The following is an 18,587-nucleotide window of genomic DNA, read 5'->3' on the forward strand; positions in this document are numbered from 1 at the left end:
CGCTCAGCGCAGGCGGACCGGGAGGTCGAACAGGTCGTTCTGGGTCAGGATCGGCTTGTTGCGCAGCTCCTCGCGCGGGACGGCGAGGGTGAGGTCGGGGAAGCGGGCGTAGAGGGCGGGGAGCGCCACGAGGGCCTCCAGCCGGGAGAGCGCCGCGCCGGGGCAGACGTGCGGGCCGTGGCCGAAGGAGATGTGCCGGTTGGGGGTGCGGGTGACGTCGAACTCGCCCGCGTCCGCGCCGTGCTGGGCCTCGTCGCGGCCGATGGCGCCGAAGGAGACGATCAGGCCCTCGCCCTTCGGCAGGATCCGGTCGCCCACCTCGATGTCCTCGGCCGCGAAGCGGATCAGGACGTGCGAGGTCGGGGTCGACCAGCGCAGGGTCTCCTCGATGACGTTCTCCCACGGCACTTCGCCCTTGAGGACGCGGGCGCGCTGCTCGGGGTGGGTCTCCAGGGCGACGACCGCGTTGACGATCAGGCTGATGGTGGTCTCGTGGCCGGCGGCGACCATCAGCTGGAGGGTGTTGGTGATCTCCTCGGTGGTGAGGTGGTCGCCGTTCTCCGAGGCCGCGATCAGGGCGCTGGTCAGGTCGTCGCCCGGGTTCTCGCGCTTGGACTCCACGATCCGGGAGAACAGTCCGGCCAGGTCGGCCATCATCTGCGGGACTTCGTGCGGCGGCGTCTGCGTCGAGAAGAACTTCTCGAACAGCGCCTTGAGGAGCGGGTGTTCGGCGCTGTCGACACCCATGAGCTCGCTGATGACGTTCATCGGCAGCGGGTAGGCGAACTCCGCCTTGAGGTCCACGCTCTCGCCGGCCGGCAGCTCGGCCAGCCGGTCGAGCATCCCGGTCGTCAGGGCCTCGATGCCGGCCCGCAGCTTCTCCACCCGGCGGACGGTCAGGGCCTGCGCGACCAGGCTCCGCAGGCGCCGGTGCTCGTCGCCGTCGACGGTGAGCATGGAGCGGCCCGGGTTGGCGAGGCCGATCAGCGGCCAGTCCGGCGGGATCTCTCCGCGCTGCCAGGCGCCCCAGACGCCGATGTCCTTGACCAGGCGGGCGTCGGTCAGCAGGGCCCGCGCCTGCGCGTGGTGCGTGACGGCGTACACGTCGACGCCGCCGGGCAGGACGACCCGGGCCAGCGGTCCGGCGGCGCGCAGCGCGGCGCTCTCGGCGTCGAGGTCGGCGACGAAGGGGTCCAGGGTGATGGCGGCGGGTTCCGTGTGGTCGATCGGGCACGTCATCGGGAGGCTCCAAGGGCGGGGGTCGGGGTGAAGGTCACGGGCAGCGCGGTCAGACCGCGCAGCCAGGGCGAGGGCCGCCGGGCGAGGTCGGCGGCGGGCACGGCGAGGTCGACGTCCGGGAGCCGGTCGAGGAGCACCTCGATGCCGGTCCGGGCGATGGCCTCGGCGACCTCCTGGGCGGGAAAGGGGCAGCGGTGTTCGCCGTGGCCGAAGGAGAAGAAGGCGTTGTTGCCGCCGGTCAGGGCTCCGGCGTCGGTGCGCACGTGCGGGTCGGCGTTGGCGGCGGCCAGGCCGAGCAGCACGAGGTCGCCGCGGTTGATGCGCTGTCCGCCGAGGTGGGTGTCGCGGGAGGTCCAGCGCCCGGCCACGTTCTGGGTGGGCGTGTCCTCCCACAGGACCTCGTTCATCGCCTCGCCGACGCTGTGCCGACCGCCGGCGAGGGAGGCGGCGAACCGGTCGTCGGTGAGCATGAGGCGCAGGGTGTTGCCGATCCAGTCGGCCGTGGGCTGGTGGCCTGCCGCCAGCATCACCATCAGGTCCTGGGCGATCTCCTCGACGGTGAAGTCGCCCCGGGCGGCGAGCATCCGGGAGACGACGTCGTGGTCCGGGCGCACCAGCTTGTCGGCGATGAGTGCGAACATCGACTCGGCGAGGTGGCGCTGGCCGTCGAGGGCGCCCTCACGGCCGTTGATCATGTCGTTCATGGCGGTGACGAGGCCGGGGCCCTGCTCGTCGGAGAATCCGTAGATCCGGGCGAGGACGCGCAGGGGCAGCAGCATCGCGTACTCGCCGACGATGTCGCACTCGCCCTTGCCGCACAGCACGTCGATCAGTTCGTCCGCGAACCGTTCGGCGTGGCCCTTGAGTTCGAAGGGGTCGACGGCTTCCAGCGCCCCGGAGACGACGGCCGCGCGCTCGCGGTGGCGTTCGCCGACGGTGTAGAGGATGGAGGGCTGCTTGCGGCCGATCATCGGGAGCAGGGGCCAGTCGGCGGGGATGCGGTCCCACTGGTTCCACAGCTCCGAGTCGCGGGTGAAGAGCTGCGGGTCGCTGGTGACCTGGTGCAGCTCGCGGTAGCCGAGGACCAGCCAGGCCGGTACGTCGCCGTCGAGGACGACGGGGGCGACGGCGCCGTGCTCGCGCCGCATCTCCCGGTACAGCGCGAGGGGGTCGGTCTGGAACCGCGGCCCGCCGAGGTAGACGGGCTGCGGTTCGCGGTCGGCGGGGGTGGTCACGGGGTGGGCTCCGGGGTGTGGGACAGGGCGGCCGTCTGGAGGTGGCGGACGAGGGAGATCAGGACGTCCTTGCTGGAGGCGCGCGAGCGGGCGTCGCAGAAGACGAGCGGCACCTCGGGCGGCAGGTCGAGGGCCGCGCGGACCTCTTCGGCGGTGTGGCCGGGGCCGCCGAAGTCGTTGCAGGCCACGACGAAGGGGGTGCCGTGGTGTTCGAGGCGGTCGATGGCGTACCAGGAGTCGGCGAGCCGACGCGTGTCGACGAGGACGACCGCGCCGAGGGTGCCGGAGAACAGCCGGTCCCACAGGAACCAGAAACGTTCCTGCCCGGGAGCGCCGAAGAGGTAGAGCACGTTGTGCGCGTCGAGCGTGATCCGGCCGAAGTCGAAGGCGACCGTGGTGGTGTTCTTCCCGGCGACGCCGTCGGTGTCGTCGACCCCCTCGCCCGCCTTGGTCATGGTCTCCTCGGTGTTCAGCGGCCGGATCTCGCTGACCGAACGGACCATGGTGGTCTTGCCCACTCCGAAGCCGCCGACGATGACGATCTTCAAGCCGTTGTCGGCGGTGCTGCTGAGGGTCTGCCGGGTTTCACGCCGGTCAGAGGTTGCGGAGTCCAACGAGCACCTGCTCCAGGATGTCGGGGTCGGGAAGGCGGTACGCCGCACGCGGGTGCCGGGCGCTGATCCGGCCGGTGCCGAGGAGGTCGGCCAGCAGGATCCGCACGATCGACACGGGCAGGCCCAGCTCGGCGGCGATCTCGACGACCGCCGCCGGGTACCGGCACATGCGCAGGATCGCCGCGTGTTCCGACTGCATGCCGGGAACCGGATCGCATTCGGCGACGATCAGCGTGACGAGGTCGAAGGCGTCCGAACCGGAGCTGCTGCGGCCGCCGGTCAGGGTGTAGAGCCGGTCCGGGGAGTCGTCCCGGCCCGGCCTGGTACGGCTCAACCCCGGGGCCTCGCGATCAAATGCTCGCTCAGCTGTTCCACCAGTTCGGACATGTTGTGGCCGACCAGGCCCGCGTCCGCGTCGTCGGCGGCGACGAGTGCGAGGTGTGCGCCTTCCCCGGCCTCGACGATGAACAGGATGCCACCGTAGAACTCGGCCATCGCGGAGCGGACTCCCCCGGTGCCGTCGCCGAACTCGATGGACGCGCCGTGCGACAGGCTCTGGATGCCGGCGGCGATCGCGGCGAGCTGGTCGGCCTGGTCGACGGAGAGCTCGGGGGTGCGGCACAGCTTGAGGCCGTCCCGGGAGAGCACGAGCGCGTGGCGGGCGCCGGGGGTGCGTTCCAGGAGTCCTTCCAGGAGCCAGCTGAGCGTCTCGTCGGTCGTGGAGCCGGTCATCGCGTGTTGCCTTCCGGGAGCGGGGGGTTCGGGGGCTGCTGCGCCGACGCGCCGCGCACGGCCTGCCGGAAGCTGCCGAAGCGGGCGGCGGACTGGGAGGCGCCGGTCGGGGCGCCCTGGGTACGGGCCGCGCGGGCGGCGGCTTCGGGTCCTTCGGGGTGGGCGGCGGCCAGGGTGCGGCCGCGTCGCCGCTGGGGCAGGCCGCCGTCGCCGGTCCGCGGGGTCCCGTCGGCGGATCCGGCATCCTCGCCGGGGGCCGTGGGTGCGGCGTCCGGGGCGTCGTCCCGCAGGGACGGGATACGTTCCTTCGTGCGCCCGGCACCACCAGAGCCGACGCCGCCGCCGCGCGGGCCCGGCCCGTGTTCCGCGGCCGGTTCCCCGGTCCGCGCCCCGGCGGCGGCGGCCGGGGCGGCCACCAGCGCGGGCGTGGGCCCGGCTTCCCCCGGGGTGCGGCTGATCAGCTCGTGCGGCAGCATCATCAGCGCGCCGGTACCGCCGCGCGCGGAGGGCCGGAAGGACACCGTCAGCCCGTGCTTGCGGGCGAGGCGGCCGACGACGGCGAGCCCGAGGCGGGTGCCGGAGAGCCCGGCCAGGTCCAGGGACTCGCCGGCCACGGCCTGTTCGGCGCGGCGCAGCTGGACCTCGCTCATGACCAGGCCGCTGTCCTCGACGGTGATGACGATCCCGGCCGGCACCTCCTCCACGTACACGTGGACTTCCGCGGTCGGCGGGGAGAAGTTGGCGGCGTTGTCCAGGAGTTCGGCGAGGGCGTGCATGACCCCCTCGGCGGCGTGCCCCGCGACGGCGGCATCGCTGGTGGAGTGCAGGCGGACCCGCTGGTAGCCGCCGATCCGGCCCATGGCGCCGCGCAGGATGGACTCCATGACGATCGGCTTCGACCAGCGGCGGCCCGAGCGGGCTCCGGTGAGGACGGCGATGGAGTCGGCGAGGCGTCCCGCCTGGGCGGTGCGGTGGTCGAGGTGCAGGAGGTCGCCGAGCACGTCCTCGTCGGCGTGCCGGTGTTCCATCTCGCGCAGGTCGGCCAGCATGCCGGTGGCGAGGGCCTGCATCCGTCCGGCCGCGTTGGCGGCGGCGGCCATCGCCGCGGCCCGCCCGGACTGGGCGCGCCGCAGCTCCTCACCGAGCCGCTCGCGCTCGGTGAGCTGGGTGATGGCCGCCAGGTCGAGCTCGACCCTGTGGGCGGTCCTCAGCCGCTCCAGTTCCGCCGCGTGCTCCTTCGTGAGGCGCGCCACCTCGGCGGTGCGGGCGGCCGCGTCACGGGCGGCGTCGGCGGTGAGCCGGGCGATGTGACCGTCCCGGGCGGCGAGGTCCGCGTTCAGACCGGCGATCCGGCCGCGCAGCAGGCGGCTGCCCCGCGTCAGCCAGGTGACGGCGAAGGCGGCGAGCGAGAGCAGCAGGACGCCGAAGAGCGAGAACCAGCCGAGGGGGACGCGGACGTCCGACGGGGCCGCGGCCACCGCCGCCGTGCAGAGCACTCCGGCCGCAACCGCCGTGACGAGCAGGGCGAGCGCGGAGGGGCGAAGGGGGGAGGGCGACGCCGTCATCAATCAAAGCCTCAAACCGGGGCGTAAATGGAAGAGAGGGTTCCTGTGGCAACAAGCCATCACTATAAGAGAATTGTTGATCAGTTTGGAAAGTTCTTGGTAAACGTGACGCTGAGTAATGGCCAATTAAGGCACTTCTCATGCGTTTTCTGGGGAATCCCCGGCCGCTACCGGACGATCATCACATTGCGGCCATGGCATCCTGTGACGTCACAACTCGCCGGGCGGGATCGGCGGACGTCCGGAAAATATGGGGAAGGTCCATGAGGCTCTGCTTCCTGGTGGAGGAGCACTACCGCCACGACGGCATGCCGAACGAGGTGATCCGGCAACTGAGCGCGTGGGGCCACCAGGTGGACGTGCTGCGGCCGGGCGGCTCGCTGTTGCGCATGACCGACCTGGTGCGGTCCGGGGTACACGACGCCTGGGTGCTCAAGACGGTGTCCGGTGGCCCCGGTCTGACCCTGCTCGAAGCGGCCGCGGCGACCGGGATGACCACCGTCAACGACGCCCGCTCGATCCGCGGCGTACGGGACAAGGCGCTGGCCGCCGCCATCGGTCGCGCCCGGGGCCTCCCGCTGCCGCCCACGTACGCCGTGGCGCGCCCCGAGCTGCTCGCGGAGGTCCCGGCGTCCGAGTACCCCCTGGTCGTCAAGCCCGCCGACGGCAGCTCCGGCCGGGCGGTGCACCTGGTGGCCTCCCCCGACCGGCTCGCCGCGCTGCTGCCCCGGCTGGCCGGCGAGGGCATGCTCATAGCGCAGCCGTACGTGCCCAACTCCGGTATCGACATCAAGGTGTACTGCGTGGGCGGGGAACTGTTCGCCACCGAACGGTGCTCCCCCATGCACCCGGACCGCTCCGTGCGCGAGCGGCGGGTGCCGCTGCCCGCCGAGGTGGCCGCGATCGCCGCGCAGGTCGGCGTGGTGTACGGGCTCGACCTGTACGGACTGGACGTGCTGCTGGGCCCCGACGGGCCGGTGGTGGTGGACGTGAACGACTTCCCGAGCTTCCGTCAGGTGCCCGAGGCCGCGGCCCGCGTGGCCCGGGCCGTGCTGGACCTGTCCCGCAACGGTGGCGCGGCGCCGATCCCGCCCCCGCGGACGGAGGGGCTCCACGTGTCCATCCCGGCGCAGGTTGCGGCCCGGGCGGGTGACGGCGCGTGAGGGTCGGCCTGATCACCCCGGACGCCGGGCATCCCCTGCTGGCCGGGGCGGCCGCCGCGCTGGCCCCCGCGCACGAGGTGGTGGTGCTCGATCCGCGGGATCCGGACGCGGAGGCGGTGGCGGGCCGGGTGCGGGCCGACGTGTACCTCCTCAAGGCCCGCGATCCCCGGGCGCTGGAGCTGGCACGGGCCCTTGAGCGGCGGGGCGCGCCGGTGGTGAACACCGCGGCGGCCACGGAGCGCTGCCAGGACCGCAGGGGCATGGCGGAGCTGGCCCGCCGGGCCGGGCTGCCCTTCGCCGCGACCACGGCCTTCCCTTCGCTGGACCGGCTGGCCCTGCAGGCCGGCGACGGCCCGGGCCTGCCGGGGCTGCCCTGGCCGGTCGTGGTCAAGAGCCGGCGCAGCCGCAAGGGCGACCTGGTGGCGCGGGTCGACGACGCGGCGCGGCTGCGGGAGCTGTCGGCGGGGTGGGGAGAGGAGCCGGTGGTGGTGCAGGCCTTCGCCGCCAACAACGGCTGGGACCACAAGATGTACGCCATCGGCGACCGGGTCTTCGCGGGGCTACGGCGCTCGGAGCTCGTCCGGCAGGACGCGGAACCCGCCCGTTCCCGGACCGCACCGCCTCCTCACTGGGCGGAGTTGACGCTCCGTGTGGGCGAGGTCTTCGCGCTGGACGTCTACGGGGTGGACTTCCTCGACACCGGCGACGGCACTCCGCTGATCGTGGACGTCAACGCCTTCCCGGGCCTGCGGGGCCGCACCGGCGCCCCGGAGGCCCTGGCGGCGCTGGCCCTGCGCAGGGCCGGATGACGCCGGCTCTCTAAGCAGCCCGGGTGCTGCGCCGCCTGGCCCCGCGACGGCTGAGGACCCGGCCGAGGAGGACGGCGACGGCTGCGGTGAGGGCTCCCGCCACCGTGAGGAGCCAGGCCGGGACACCGCCGACGGTGAGGAGTTCGTCGTGGTAGACGGCCCGCCGGTACGGGGTGTCCTTGGCGGTGGCGCGCAGTTCGTGGTCGCCGTCGATGCGGGACGGCTCGGGGAACTCCTGCTCGATCGCCGTCAGGAACACCGGCGCGGCGGAGCCGGTGAGTTCCGCCACGGGGCCCTGCGGGGTGATGGTCCCGGCGAAGGCCACCTTCGGCGCGGCTCCGCCGATCGGGGAGAGCGGCTCCATCCGGTGTGCGGCCAGGACGTACAGCCCGAGCGACTGGGCGGCCTGGGCCATCCGGGAGAGCCGCATCGGGTAGACGAGCCGGTCGCTGTCGAAGCGGATCCGCAGCGGGTCGAGGTCTCCGCGCAGCGCCTTGGTCCGGTCGCGCGGGGCGAGGCGGACCGCTACGTACTCCCACTTCTGGTCGACGTACGGCCGCAGCTCCGTGGAGAGCCGGTCCGGCAGCTTGAAGCCGTTGGTCTCCAGCCAGCGCTCGAGGGCATCGGGGTCGGTGGCCGTCAGCCGCGCGACGTCGAAGTCGCCGAGCTGTTCGCGGCCGACGACGCCCACGGACGGGGCGCCGGGCATCGCGGCGCCCACTCCGTCACGGGAACCGGAGGAGAAGGGCCAGTCCGCCTCGCGCGGCCAGAAGTAGCTGCGGGTCCTGCGCTCGGGCACGGTGAGCCGGCCGAGGTCGGTGAAGAGTTCCGCCTTGCCGAGTTCGACCGTGGCGCGCCCGGGCACGGGCATGATCCAGGCGGCCTTCTTCGCGTCGCCGTCGACCCTGAACCGCATCACGATCTGTTCGGTCCGGCCGTCCCAGCGCACGACGGAGGTCTCCCGTTGCACGCCGATCCGGGAGAAACCGTCGGGGATCATCGCTCCGCAGCCGCACGCGTAGGCCGGACCCACCAGGGACCCCAGCTGCGTCGCGAGCAGCGCGAACAGCAAGGTCAGGACTCTTCGTCTCATCTTCACGTTCCACACGGCGTCTGGGACGACCGGCCTGCGGATCCGGTTCCTCGCCCTCTGGTACGGCCGCGCTTGGAGATCTCATAATTGCGCCATGAAACGGACGGACAAGCCGCTGCGCAGCCCGCTGGTACCGGAGGCGGTGGAGGCCGAGATCGCGCGGCACGACTGGGAGTCCATCCCGTGCGGCTGCGGGCGTTCCGCCGGTCATCTCCAGGACGTGCTGTGGGACGCGGCCGAAGGGCACCCGGCCGCCTTCCACGCCCTGGCGGGGCACGTCTTCACGCCCGCCAGGCTCCAGCCGCCCGCCCCGGCCGCGTGCGGTGTGCTGATGGCCGTGTGGGCGGCGGGACCGCCCAGGGAGACCACCCGGGAGGCCCTGCTGTGGACGCTGCTCGCCCTGCTGGGTACGGAGGACGACGGCGGCTCCCATGAGGCCGGCCTGTACGGGCAGTGCGCCGCGTTCATCCGCACCGCCCTGCCCACGCTGCGCCGCGAGGCCGCGTACGCCCCCGGCTCGGTGACCGGCGCGTACGCGAAGGGCGTGGTGGAGATCCTCGACCTCTGCGCGTGATGCGCGCGCCCCTGCGGCCCCGGCCCGGTCCGGGTCCCGTCAGGCGGGCGGACGCCGGGTCAGGCACTCCCGCAGGACGTCCACGGTGACGTCCTCCAGGGTCCGGGCAAAGGTACGCGCCGGGGAGCGCGGCACCGGCAGCAGGGACGGCACCACCAGTACCGCACAGCCGGCGGCCTCCCCGGAGGCCGCGCCGTCCGGGGAGTCCTCCACGGCGACGCAGCCGGCCGGGGCGACGCCGAGCCGCTCGGCGGCCGCCCGGTAGGGGTCCGGGTGCGGCTTGGTCAGTGTGGTGTCGTCGGCCGAGACGGTGTGGGCGAACGGGACCCCGGCCAGCGGGCCTTCGAGCACCGCGTCCACGACCAGCCGGGGGGAGGCGCTGACCAGCGCGAAGGGGACTCCCCGGGCCTCTAGGGCGCTCAGCAGCCGCCGTGCGCCCGGGCGCGGCGGCGCTCCGGCCCGCACCCGGCGCAGGAACCCTTCGGTGAGCGCGGCGCCCACCTCCTCGGCGTCGCCCGCGCCGCAGACCCGTACGAGGTGGGCGGAGGTGTCCTCCACCGCCCGGCCGACGACCTCCGGCGCGTCGGCGTCGCCCAGCCGGTGACCGAGGCCGGCTGCGGTCTCCTCGGTGGTCTCCCACCACAGGCCCTCGGTGTCGACGAGGGTGCCGTCCATGTCGAACAGGACCGCGGCGAGGGCGCTCATGCGGCGCTCGCCACGACGAGAACGGACCGCTCGGCCAGGCCGACGGCCGCCCGCGCCCCGGGAACCAGGTCGCCCGCCGCGCGCGAGGGCAGGTCCGCCTTGATCGGCTCGCCGCCCGGCAGGTCGAGGTGGAGGCGGGTGACGGCGCCGAAGAAGGAGGCGGAGACGACGGTGGCCGTGCCGTCCGGGTCGGCGGTCGCGGTGACGTTCTCGGGCCGCACCAGCACCTGGACGTCCGGTCCCGCGGGCACGGGGCCGTCCACGGGCAGGCGGGCGCCCAGGACTTCCACGGTCCCGGAGCCCGTGAGCCGGCCCGGCAGCCGGTTCATGGTGCCGACGAACCCGGCGACGAAGGCGGTCGCGGGCCGCTCGTACAGCTCGGCGGGAGCGGCGCACTGTTCGAGCTTCCCTGCGTTCAGCACGGCGACCCGGTCGGCCATCGACAGGGCCTCCTCCTGGTCGTGCGTGACGAACACGGTGGTGATGCCGAGCGACGACTGGAGACGGCGGATCTCCTCGCGCAGGTTCGCCCGTACCTTGGCGTCCAGGGCGGACAGCGGCTCGTCGAGCAGCAGCACCCGCGGGCGCAGGGCCAGGGCGCGGGCCAGCGCGACGCGCTGCTGCTGGCCCCCCGACATCTGGTGCGGGTAGCGGTCACCGTGGTCGGGCAGTCCGACGAGGTCCAGGAGTTCGGCCGCCCGTTCGTGGCGCTGCGCCGCGCCGACCTTGCGCACGCGCAGGCCGAAGGCGACGTTGTCGCGGGCGCTGAGGTTGGGGAAGAGACTGTACGACTGGAAGACCATCCCGGCGTCTCGGCGGTTGGCCGGCACCGCGGTGATGTCCTGGCCGTCTACCAGGACCTCGCCGGCGTCGGGCTGCTCGAAGCCGGCGACGACGCGCAGCGCGGTGGTTTTGCCGCAGCCGGACGGGCCGAGCAGGGCGATGAGCTCACCGGGTGCGATCGTCAGGTCCAGTCCGTCGAGGGCGACGGTGGAGCCGAACGTGCGGCGCAGGCCGCGGAACTCCAGGCGCGCGCCCGCGGCTGCGCCGGCGGCCGTCGTGCCCGCCGGCTTCCGGGCCGCGGGAAGGGTGGTGGACATGCGGGTCAGGACTCCTTGCGGGAGGTGGTGACGGGCGCGGAGGCCGCCACGGAGGGGCCGGTTCCGGCACGCGAGAGGACGAGCAGCAGCATCCAGGTGATCATCAGGCTGAGGAGGGAGACGGCCACCGACATCCGGGCCTGGGCGCCGGAGATGGAGACGATCCACACCGCGAAGGGACGGAAGCCCAGGAGGGAGGCGATGGTGAACTCGCCGAGCACCAGCGCCAGGGTGAGGAAGGCGGCTCCGGCGAGCGAGCCCCGCAGGTTCGGCAGCAGGACGCGCAGGACCACCTACGGCCAGCTCGCGCCGCAACTGCGGGCGGCTTCCGCGAGGGTGGGCACGTCGATGGCGCGCAGACCCGAGTCGAGGGAGCGGTAGACGAAGGGCAGCGCCAGCACCGTGTACGCGAGGACGAGGACGACGGGGAACCGCTCGTCCTGGACGGCGATGAAGGTCTGGTAGAGCGGGGTCCGCGAGAGGTGCTCGGGCCCCCAGCGCAGCACGGTGGTGATGCCGGTGACCAGGGCGATGGGCGGCACCACCAGCGGCAGCATGCACGCCACCTCCACGACGGGGCGCAGTTTCGGCGAGCCGATCCGCACGGCGACCAACGCGGGCACCGCGAGGAGCAGCGACAGCGCGATGGTGGCGGCGGCCAGGCTCAGGGACAGCAGCAGGCTCTCGGTGAAGCCGTCGGCGCCGAGCAGCTCGGTGTACGCCTCGAAGCCGATGCCCCGGCCGGGCACGTGCACGGTGAAGACGAAGGAGGCGATCAGCGGGGTGAGGAAGTACGCGCCCGCGAGCGCGAGTACGGCTCCGCGCCAGACGCGGGGGCGGCGGGCGGCCCGGGGTGCGGCGGCCCGGGGTACCGGGGCCGCTTCGGGTGCGTCCGTCTGCGGCACGGCCGGGGTCATCGCAGCCATCGGGCGCTCCGTCGCTGGAGGGGCAGGTAGACCGCCATGACCAGGCCGGCGATCAGGATCATGTCGAGGCCGAGGGCGAGCGCCACGTTCTCCTGGCCGGTGAGGACGTTGCCGGACAGGGCGTCGGCGATCTTCAAGGTGACCAGCGGTACGGAACCGCCGACGAGCGCGGCGGCCGTGGCGTGCGCGGCGAACGCGGTGCCGAAGAGCAGGACGAACCCGCCGAGCAGGGAGGGCGCGAGCACCGGCAGGCCGACGTGGCGCCAGAACTGCCACCCGCTCGCCCCGTTGTTCCGGGCGGCTTCGCGCCACTGCGGGCGCAGGCCGTCCAGCGCCGGGACGATGACGAGCACCATCAGCGGGATGAGGAAGTAGAGGTAGACCACGGTCAGGCCGGTGAAGGAGTACAGGTTCCAGCCGAGGCCCGTCAGGTCGGCGAGCCGGGTGAGGACCCCGGAGATGCCGACGGTCGCGATGAACGCGAAGGCGAGCGGGACGCCGCCGAAGTTGGCGAGCACCCCCGAGGCGGTCAGGGCGGCGAATCGGGAGGTGACCACGGCCTGGGCGGTGAGGACGCCGAGCACTCCGCCGGTCAGCGCGGTGAGGGCGGACAGCTGGACGCTGCCGATCAGGGAGCCGAGGTAGGGGCCCTGGAGGGAGCGCGCGAGGTGCTCGCCGGTCAGGCGCGTGGCGCCGGTCGTGGCGTCGGTGCTGGTGACGGCGCCGAAGGCGAGGGCGCCGAGCGGGATGCCGAAGCAGAGTCCGGTGAAGGCGAGGAGCGGGAGGACGGCGAGCCAGGTGCGCGGGCCGCGCCGCCGGCGACGGTTGCCGCCGGCGGTCCCGATCGTGTGGGTGGGAGTGGGGGCAGACATCAGGAGAGGGCCTTGTCCCACTTCTCGGCGAGCGTGGCCTTGGCCTTGTCGAGTTCGGTGGAGGCGGGGAACTCGGGGGTGCCCTGGACCTGCGGGAGCCTGGTGACGGCGTCCTTGTCGGCGGTGCCGTCCTGGGTCATGGCGGGAAGGAGCACCGGGCGGGCGTGTCCCTTGAGCCACAGGTTCTGGCCTTGGGCGCTGTAGAGGAACTCCATCCACAGGCGGGCGGCCGCCGGGTTCGGTGCGTCCTTGTTGATGGCCTGGGAGTAGTACTGGGCGTAGACGCCGTCGGTGGGGACGGCGACCTTCCAGTCGACGCCCTTGCCCTTGAACTGCTCGGCGTAGCCGGCGTTCAGGTAGTCCCAGTCGATGGAGATGGGCGTCTCGCCCTTCTCGACGGTGGCCGGGGTGGACTCGACCGGGATGAAGTTCCCGCTCTTGCGGAGCTGCCCGAAGAAGTCGATGCCCGGCTGGATGTCGCCGAAGGACCCCTTGTTGGCGAGGGCGGCCGCATAGACGCCGCCGAACGCCGAACCGGACTTGGTGGGGTTGCCGTTGAGGGCGACCTTGCCCTTGTACTCGGGCTTGAGCAGGTCGGCGAAGGTCTGCGGGCAGGTGGGGATCTTCGCGGCGTCGCAGCCGATCGAGACGTAGCCGCCGTAGTCGTTGTACCAGCGGCCGTCGGCGTCCTTCTGCGACCCGGGGATCTTGTCCCAGGCGGTGACCTTGTACGGGGCGAAGAGGTTCTCGCTCGCGCCGCTGCGGGCGAAGGCGATGCCGAGGTCCAGGACGTCGGGGGCGCGCTCCTGGCCCTTGCGGGACTTGACCGCGGCGATCTCGTCGGCGCTGGAGGCGTCCGGGTTCTCGCTGCCGACCTTGATCTTCGGGTACTTGGCCTGGAAGGCCTTGAGCATCTCGCCGTAGTTCGCCCAGTCGGCGGGCAGCGCGATCACATTGAGCCGGCCCTCCTTCTCGGCGGCGGCGACGAGGCCCTCCATGCCGCCGAAGTCGGCGACCGAGGCGGCCGCGCCCGGCTGGACCTTGCCCGTGGCGTCGCCGGTGGCACCGGCGGACTGCTGGTCGGGGGCGGCACCACACGCGCTGAGCGTGGTGAGGACGGCGGCGCCGAGCAGAACGGCCGCACCGCGACGGGCGGAGGAACTGAGCACGGTCTCTCCCAGAGAAAGAACCTGACAGGGGGTTTCACTTGTCTGAACAAGTTGGCTCCAGTTCGCCCGGGTCCGCTGTACGGACGGTGAACGGGGCCTGTCCCGGGGCGCACGGCTCGAGGAAGAGCGGAGATTGACCGGAAGAGGGCGTGACAAGACAGGGTTCAATGATCATGAGTGGCATACCGGTCGGTTCGGCGAGGGGGCGTGGCAGTCGCGTGGGCAGCATCAGATATCTGGTCGGCGTCGCGCGGGACGGTCCGCCAGGCGGTGGCCACGCTCGCGGCGGAGGGGCTGATCGGCTCGCGGCAGGGTGCGCGGCGGATCGTGCTGCGGCAGGAGCGCAAGCACAGCTTCAGCGAGTTGAACAGCTTCGCGCAGTGGGCGGAGGGGCTGGGCCATGAGGTGTCGAGCCGCTTCCTGTCCCGGGTCCGCCGCCCCGCCACGGCGGAGGAGGCGGAGCGGCTGGCGGTGGCCCCGGGTGCGGAGGTCCTCGCCGTGCTGCGGCTGCGGCGGCTCGACGGGGAGCCGGTGATGGTGGAGCGGACGGCCTACGCGGACTGCGTCGCGGCGGCGGTCGAGGCGATGGCCGAGGACTGCCGCTCGGTGATGGACGGGCTGGCCAGGGACTGGGGGGTGGTCGCCCAGTACGGCGAGCACCTCATCGACGCGCTTCCGGCGGGCAGTGAGGACGCGCGGCTGCTGGAACTGCGGCGCGGCAGCCCGCTGCTGCGGCAACGTCACGTCTCGGCCACCCGCACCGGCCGCCCGATCGAGTGGTCCGACGACCGCTACCGTGCGGGCAGCGTCACCTTCAGCGTGAGCAACTCGGCGGTAACCACTCCCCTGGCCCGCCGCGCAGGCGACGGCTGACCGCTCGTCAGCGCGCTGCCAGGGCCCCGGGCGGCCGGCATCCCGACGGCGCCCCGGCCCTGCGGGCGCGCGGCGGCCGCCGCGAGGACGGCGCAGGTCGCGCCACGCAGTTCGCCGGGCCCCCGGCCAGGCCCGTCACTGCGGGTCCTGGCGGCGGGTGCGGTTGCGGCGGCGGGTGGGGCCGTCTTCCTCGGCCGGCGGGAGCCGGTCGCGGGCCTGGCGGGCGGCCCGGTCGGCGGCCCGGCGGTGCTTCTCGGCCGCGGCGAGCTCCGCGTGGGCCTGCTCCCGGGCCGCCCGGGCCCTGGCGGCGTCCCGCTCCAGCCGCTCCACCTCCGCGTCCGCCGAGGCGACCCGCCCGAGGGCCCGCTGCCGGGCCTCGTCGGCGGCACGCAGCTCCTCCTCGCCGGCGGCCACCGCCCGTTCGGCCTCCCGCCGCGCCTCGGCCCGCCGCTCGGCGTCCCGTTCGCCCTCCCCCGCCCCGGCCCGGCCCGCTTCCCCGCGAGCCGCACCGGCCCGGCCGGCGGCGCGGGTCACCGCGTCCCCGGTCGGCGTCGGGAACTCCGTCACCGGCGGCGGGGGCTTCGAGAGCCGGCCCGAGGCCCACTCCTCGGCCGCCGCGGGGTCGGCGAGGACGGTGTGCAGGATCTGCTCCACCTCCCGCTCCACCGCCTCCGAAACCGGCGTCCCCGCCTCCTCGGCCAGCCGTACGGCTTCCCGTGCGAGCGCCCCGATCACCACGTGCTGCTGGTGCGAGAGGTCCCGTAGCTGCTCCCCGTCCAGCGCCCGGTGCGCCTCCCGCAGCGCCTGGCCGAGCTGGAGGAACTGCCCCACCTCCTCCGGATCGGCCCGCACCAGCGTGTTCGACGCCCACGCGGCCAGCGTCGGCCGCCGCAGCCCCGCGACCCGTTTCGCGGCGGCCTTGTCCCCCGCGGCCTTCAACCCGGCCGCGGCCGCGTCCCGGGCCGCCGTGAAGCCCGCGGGCGGCGACGCGTACAGCGCGTCGATGACCTGTTCGACGTCGTCAGAAGCATCCACGCCGACCACTGTCGGTCATCGCCGCCCGGGTACGGCGGACCCCGCCCCCGCGCGCCGCGTACGGGCGTCACTTCCACGGGCCGGATGTCGTTAGCCGCACGGGGTTGACTCGGGGGGCGAAGGGATGACGGAATGCGGCAGTTTCCTCTGGAGATGCACACCTTGGCGCCCGGACGGGTGGTCGAGTGGCGGGTGCGGTCCACGGCCGCCCGGGCCAATGGCCCGGGCGGCGCGGCGGGCAGGAGGGCGTCCTTCAACCAGGACAAGCACTTCACGGTGGCCGAGGAGAGCCGGGGAGCCGACGACCCGGTGGCGTCCTGGCTCGCGGTGACGTTCGAGGTGCGCGGTCCGCTCGACCAACAGGCCCTCGCCCAGGCCCTGCTGGCGTTCGTGCGGCGGCACGAGGTACTGCGGTGCGAGTTCCGGCGCCTGGCCGGGGAGGTGGCGTGCGAGCCGCTCGCCGCGGACGAACTGGCGCTGGACGCCGTACCGGTGGGTGAGTTCGCGACCACCGATCTGCTGCGCGCCTTCCTCGCGGAACGCTTCCGGCGGAGCATCGACACGCTGTCCTGGCCGCTGTTCACCATGGGTGCGGTGTTGCGCGAGGACTCCGCCACCGTCTACCTCGCCTTCGACCACATCGTCTGCGACGGCATGTCGATGCCCATCGTGGTGAACGAGGTGCTGACCGCCTACGAGGCCCTGTGCCGGGGCGAGAGCTCCGCCCTGCCGGCCACCGCTCCCAGCTACCTCGACTTCGCCGAGGAGCAGCGCCGCCGCTACCTGTCCATCGACGCGGGCGACGAACGGCTCGGCTACTGGAAGTCGTTCATCGCGCGCAACGGCGAGTTCTTCCCGAGGTTCCCGCTGGACCTCGGCGTGGAGCCGGACCGGATGTACCCCATCGTCAACGAGGCCTCGCCGCTGCTGGACGCCGGGGAGGCGGAGGTCTTCGACAAGTCCTGTCTGGCAGTCGACGGCAAGCCCTTCATGGGGGTGCTCGCGGCCGTCGCGCTGTCGCTTCGGGAGGCCGGCGGGCCGGGCGTGTACCGGGGGTTCATGCCGGTGAGCGAGCGCGGCCGCGACGGCTGGTCCGATTCGGTCGGCTGGTTCGTGAACACGATGCCGATCGAGTTCGACGCCTCGCCCGGGCGGGATTTCGCCCAGGTCATGGCCGGGATCCGGGCGGGGTTCGGGGAGTTGCTGCGCCATATCGACGTGCCCTTCGTGCGGGCGTGGGAGCTGTTGGCGCCGCAGGAGTTCGCGGCCCGTTCCTGGCCCTACCCGGTGAACTTCTTCTCGTACATCGACATGCGCAAGTGCCGGGGCGCCGAGCGGCACGAGGACTGGCGGCCCGCCACGCACGTGTGGTCGGCGCGCGCGAACGGGGCCTGTTCCTGGTACCAGCGCGACGCGGACGGTCTGCACATGAACTCGATCTACGTCGACACCCCCGCCGCCCGCCGCACCATGGGCGACTTCCAGGAGGCGCTCCGCGAGACGGTACGCGACATCGCCCTCTCGGGCGGTTTCCGGCGTCCGATCGCGCTGACCGCGCCCCGCCGCCCGCTGGACACGCCCGTCCGGGCCTGATCACGGCCAGCCCCCGGAGCGCGCCCGGCCCAGCAGCAGTTCCCGTTCGCGCGCGTTGCGGGTGAGGGAGGCGGCCCGTTCGAACTCGGCGCGGGCTTCCGCCCGGCGGCCGAGCCGCTCCAGCAGGTCCCCCCGCACGCTCGGCAGCAGGTGGTAGGCGCGCAGCGCGGGATCCGCCACGAGGGCGTCGACCAGCGGCAGGGCCGCTTCGGGGCCTTCGGCCATGGAGACGGCGACCGCCCGGTTCAGCTCGACCACCGGTGAGGGGACCAGCCGGACCAGGCGTCCGTAGAGTGCGGCGATGGTCTTCCAGTCGGTGTCCTCGTACCGGACGGCCCGGGCGTGGCAGCCCGCGATGGCCGCCTGGAGGGAGTAGGGGCCGGTGCCGGCGCGGCCGACGGCCTCGAAGCCGCGCCGGATGAGCATGCGGTTCCATTTGGCCCGGTTCTGGTCGGCGAGCAGGACCGGCTCGCCGTCGGGGCCGGTGCGGGCCCCGATCCGGGAAGCCTGGAACTCCAGCAGCGCCGCCAGGCCGTGGACCTCTCCTTCGTCGGGCATCAGAGCGGCCAGCACCCGGGCGAGCCGCAGGGCGTCCTCGCACAGGGCGGGGCGGACGAGGTCGTCCCCGGCGGTGGCCGAGTAGCCCTCGTTGAAGACGAGGTAGATCACTTCCAGGACGGAGGCGAGCCGCGCTTCGCGAGCGGCTCCGTACGGGACTTCGAACGGCACCCCGGCCTTGGCCAGCGCCCGTTTGGCGCGGACGATGCGCTGGGCGACGGTGGGCTCGGAGGTGAGGAACGCCCGGGCGATCTCCTGTGTGGTCAGGCCGCCGACGAGGCGCAGGGTGAGCGCCATCCTGGCTTCCGCACCCAGCACGGGGTGGCAGGCCGTGAAGACCAGGCGCAGTACGTCGTCGTCGATGTCGTCGGGGGCCGCCGGTTCGGCCGGGGGCGGTACGTCCTCCAGGGTGCGGCCGACCTCCGCGAGCTTGCGCGCGTAGGTCTCCTTGCGCCGGACGAGGTCGACCGCGCGGTTGCGGGCGGTGGTCATGAGCCAGGCGGCCGGGTTGTCGGGGATCCCGGACCGCGGCCACTGTTCGAGCGCGGCGACCAGGGCGTCCTGGGCGAGTTCCTCCGCGATGCCCACGTCCCGCACGATCCGGGCCACGCCGGCGATGATCCGCGCGGACTCGATCCTGTACACCGTTTCGACCGTCTGGGCCGGGGTCACTGCCGTCACGGCCACCCATCAGAGCAGCCGTGACGGGGCAGGGCAAACGGGGCTCGCCCG

18 protein-coding genes and 1 pseudogene are annotated in these 18,587 nt (G+C 73.4%); 5 read left to right on the top strand and 14 right to left on the bottom strand.

The features are described 5' to 3' along the window. Nucleotides 1-3 precede the first annotated feature (3 nt). Genes OHA81_RS04155 through OHA81_RS04180 form a run of 6 tightly spaced genes read right to left on the bottom strand, consistent with a single transcriptional unit; the run spans nucleotide 4 to nucleotide 5,385 of the window. Nucleotides 4-1,239 carry a cytochrome P450 family protein gene (locus OHA81_RS04155; protein WP_329192861.1) on the bottom strand — a complete coding sequence of 412 codons (1,236 nt, stop codon included), beginning with the start codon at nucleotides 1,237-1,239 and terminating at the stop codon, nucleotides 4-6. Next, nucleotides 1,236-2,474 (bottom strand): cytochrome P450, encoded by a 1,239-nt coding sequence (locus OHA81_RS04160; RefSeq protein ID WP_329192863.1) that lies wholly within the window; start codon nucleotides 2,472-2,474, stop codon nucleotides 1,236-1,238. Before OHA81_RS04160 ends, OHA81_RS04155 begins: the two co-directional genes overlap by 4 nt. Next, on the bottom strand, nucleotides 2,471-3,088 hold the full coding sequence (locus OHA81_RS04165) for a GTP-binding protein (protein ID WP_329192865.1): 618 nt from the start codon (nucleotides 3,086-3,088) through the stop codon (nucleotides 2,471-2,473). Before OHA81_RS04165 ends, OHA81_RS04160 begins: the two co-directional genes overlap by 4 nt. Then, entirely contained in the window at nucleotides 3,069-3,422 is a 354-nt protein-coding gene (locus OHA81_RS04170) for a DUF742 domain-containing protein (RefSeq protein ID WP_329192867.1), read from the bottom strand. The genes OHA81_RS04165 and OHA81_RS04170 overlap by 20 nt, the downstream gene beginning before the upstream one ends. After that, on the bottom strand, nucleotides 3,419-3,820 hold the full coding sequence (locus OHA81_RS04175; protein ID WP_329192868.1) for a roadblock/LC7 domain-containing protein: 402 nt from the start codon (nucleotides 3,818-3,820) through the stop codon (nucleotides 3,419-3,421). Before OHA81_RS04175 ends, OHA81_RS04170 begins: the two co-directional genes overlap by 4 nt. After that, the gene (locus tag OHA81_RS04180; RefSeq protein ID WP_329192870.1) at nucleotides 3,817-5,385 is read right to left on the bottom strand and encodes a sensor histidine kinase; all 1,569 of its coding nucleotides are present in this window, start codon (nucleotides 5,383-5,385) and stop codon (nucleotides 3,817-3,819) included. The genes OHA81_RS04175 and OHA81_RS04180 overlap by 4 nt, the downstream gene beginning before the upstream one ends. Before the next feature lie 263 nt (nucleotides 5,386-5,648). Between OHA81_RS04180 and OHA81_RS04185 the strand changes: the two genes are divergently transcribed. Together OHA81_RS04185 and OHA81_RS04190 are read left to right on the top strand one after the other, a co-directional pair. Continuing rightward, the gene (locus OHA81_RS04185) at nucleotides 5,649-6,548 is read left to right on the top strand and encodes an ATP-grasp domain-containing protein (RefSeq protein WP_329192873.1); all 900 of its coding nucleotides are present in this window, start codon (nucleotides 5,649-5,651) and stop codon (nucleotides 6,546-6,548) included. Continuing rightward, a complete protein-coding gene (locus OHA81_RS04190) occupies nucleotides 6,545-7,357 on the top strand; it encodes an ATP-grasp domain-containing protein (protein WP_329192875.1) in 813 nt (270 codons plus the stop codon). The genes OHA81_RS04185 and OHA81_RS04190 overlap by 4 nt, the downstream gene beginning before the upstream one ends. 10 nt (nucleotides 7,358-7,367) lie before the next feature. On the opposite strand, the gene OHA81_RS04195 is transcribed toward OHA81_RS04190, so the two are convergent. Then, on the bottom strand, nucleotides 7,368-8,450 hold the full coding sequence (locus OHA81_RS04195; protein WP_329192877.1) for a DUF2330 domain-containing protein: 1,083 nt from the start codon (nucleotides 8,448-8,450) through the stop codon (nucleotides 7,368-7,370). 94 nt (nucleotides 8,451-8,544) lie between these two features. Here OHA81_RS04195 and OHA81_RS04200 point away from each other — a divergent pair, with 94 nt between their 5' ends. Then, complete coding sequence (locus tag OHA81_RS04200) at nucleotides 8,545-9,024, top strand: hypothetical protein (protein WP_329192878.1); 480 nt, start codon at nucleotides 8,545-8,547, stop codon at nucleotides 9,022-9,024. Nucleotides 9,025-9,063: 39 nt separating this feature from the next. Here OHA81_RS04200 and OHA81_RS04205 read toward each other — a convergent pair whose 3' ends face one another. The 5 genes and pseudogenes from OHA81_RS04205 to OHA81_RS04225 all read right to left on the bottom strand — a co-directional run bounded on the left by OHA81_RS04205 (nucleotide 9,064) and on the right by OHA81_RS04225 (nucleotide 13,796). Next, nucleotides 9,064-9,729: an HAD family hydrolase gene (locus OHA81_RS04205; RefSeq protein ID WP_329192880.1), complete on the bottom strand. Its 666-nt coding sequence runs from the start codon at nucleotides 9,727-9,729 to the stop codon at nucleotides 9,064-9,066. Then, on the bottom strand, nucleotides 9,726-10,829 hold the full coding sequence (locus tag OHA81_RS04210; RefSeq protein WP_329192882.1) for an ABC transporter ATP-binding protein: 1,104 nt from the start codon (nucleotides 10,827-10,829) through the stop codon (nucleotides 9,726-9,728). Before OHA81_RS04210 ends, OHA81_RS04205 begins: the two co-directional genes overlap by 4 nt. 5 nt (nucleotides 10,830-10,834) lie before the next feature. Continuing rightward, a pseudogene (locus OHA81_RS04215) lies at nucleotides 10,835-11,755 on the bottom strand (ABC transporter permease). Beyond that, on the bottom strand, nucleotides 11,743-12,627 hold the full coding sequence (locus OHA81_RS04220) for an ABC transporter permease (RefSeq protein ID WP_329192884.1): 885 nt from the start codon (nucleotides 12,625-12,627) through the stop codon (nucleotides 11,743-11,745). The pseudogene OHA81_RS04215 and the gene OHA81_RS04220 overlap by 13 nt, the downstream one beginning before the upstream one ends. Further along, complete coding sequence (locus OHA81_RS04225; RefSeq protein WP_329192886.1) at nucleotides 12,627-13,796, bottom strand: ABC transporter substrate-binding protein; 1,170 nt, start codon at nucleotides 13,794-13,796, stop codon at nucleotides 12,627-12,629. The genes OHA81_RS04220 and OHA81_RS04225 overlap by 1 nt, the downstream gene beginning before the upstream one ends. Before the next feature lie 207 nt (nucleotides 13,797-14,003). Between OHA81_RS04225 and OHA81_RS04230 the strand changes: the two genes are divergently transcribed. Continuing rightward, nucleotides 14,004-14,669, top strand: coding sequence for a GntR family transcriptional regulator (locus OHA81_RS04230; protein ID WP_329192887.1), 666 nt, complete (start codon nucleotides 14,004-14,006; stop codon nucleotides 14,667-14,669). 135 nt (nucleotides 14,670-14,804) lie between these two features. Here the strand turns inward: OHA81_RS04230 and OHA81_RS04235 are convergent, their stop codons facing one another. Continuing rightward, complete coding sequence (locus OHA81_RS04235; RefSeq protein WP_329192889.1) at nucleotides 14,805-15,704, bottom strand: hypothetical protein; 900 nt, start codon at nucleotides 15,702-15,704, stop codon at nucleotides 14,805-14,807. 132 nt (nucleotides 15,705-15,836) lie between these two features. On the opposite strand from OHA81_RS04235, the gene OHA81_RS04240 reads away from it, so the two are divergent. Beyond that, nucleotides 15,837-17,297, top strand: a complete 1,461-nt coding sequence (locus OHA81_RS04240) for a condensation domain-containing protein (protein WP_329192891.1) — start codon at nucleotides 15,837-15,839, stop codon at nucleotides 17,295-17,297. On the opposite strand, the gene OHA81_RS04245 is transcribed toward OHA81_RS04240, so the two are convergent. Beyond that, nucleotides 17,298-18,527: an RNA polymerase sigma factor gene (locus OHA81_RS04245; RefSeq protein ID WP_329201978.1), complete on the bottom strand. Its 1,230-nt coding sequence runs from the start codon at nucleotides 18,525-18,527 to the stop codon at nucleotides 17,298-17,300. It lies immediately after the preceding gene. Nucleotides 18,528-18,587: the final 60 nt, after the last annotated feature.

The sequence above is a fragment of the Streptomyces sp. NBC_00667 genome, from assembly GCF_036226825.1.
Lineage (GTDB): Bacteria > Actinomycetota > Actinomycetes > Streptomycetales > Streptomycetaceae > Streptomyces.

Coding starts and splice junctions, on each gene's coding strand:
- OHA81_RS04185 (WP_329192873.1), top strand. CDS start 5,649: ATGAGGCTCTGCTTCCTGGTGGAGGAGCACTACCGCCACGACGGCATG.
- OHA81_RS04210 (WP_329192882.1), bottom strand. CDS start 10,829: ATGTCCACCACCCTTCCCGCGGCCCGGAAGCCGGCGGGCACGACGGCC.
- OHA81_RS04195 (WP_329192877.1), bottom strand. CDS start 8,450: ATGAGACGAAGAGTCCTGACCTTGCTGTTCGCGCTGCTCGCGACGCAG.
- OHA81_RS04205 (WP_329192880.1), bottom strand. CDS start 9,729: ATGAGCGCCCTCGCCGCGGTCCTGTTCGACATGGACGGCACCCTCGTC.
- OHA81_RS04175 (WP_329192868.1), bottom strand. CDS start 3,820: ATGACCGGCTCCACGACCGACGAGACGCTCAGCTGGCTCCTGGAAGGA.
- OHA81_RS04200 (WP_329192878.1), top strand. CDS start 8,545: ATGAAACGGACGGACAAGCCGCTGCGCAGCCCGCTGGTACCGGAGGCG.
- OHA81_RS04180 (WP_329192870.1), bottom strand. CDS start 5,385: ATGACGGCGTCGCCCTCCCCCCTTCGCCCCTCCGCGCTCGCCCTGCTC.
- OHA81_RS04155 (WP_329192861.1), bottom strand. CDS start 1,239: ATGACGTGCCCGATCGACCACACGGAACCCGCCGCCATCACCCTGGAC.
- OHA81_RS04220 (WP_329192884.1), bottom strand. CDS start 12,627: ATGTCTGCCCCCACTCCCACCCACACGATCGGGACCGCCGGCGGCAAC.
- OHA81_RS04240 (WP_329192891.1), top strand. CDS start 15,837: ATGCGGCAGTTTCCTCTGGAGATGCACACCTTGGCGCCCGGACGGGTG.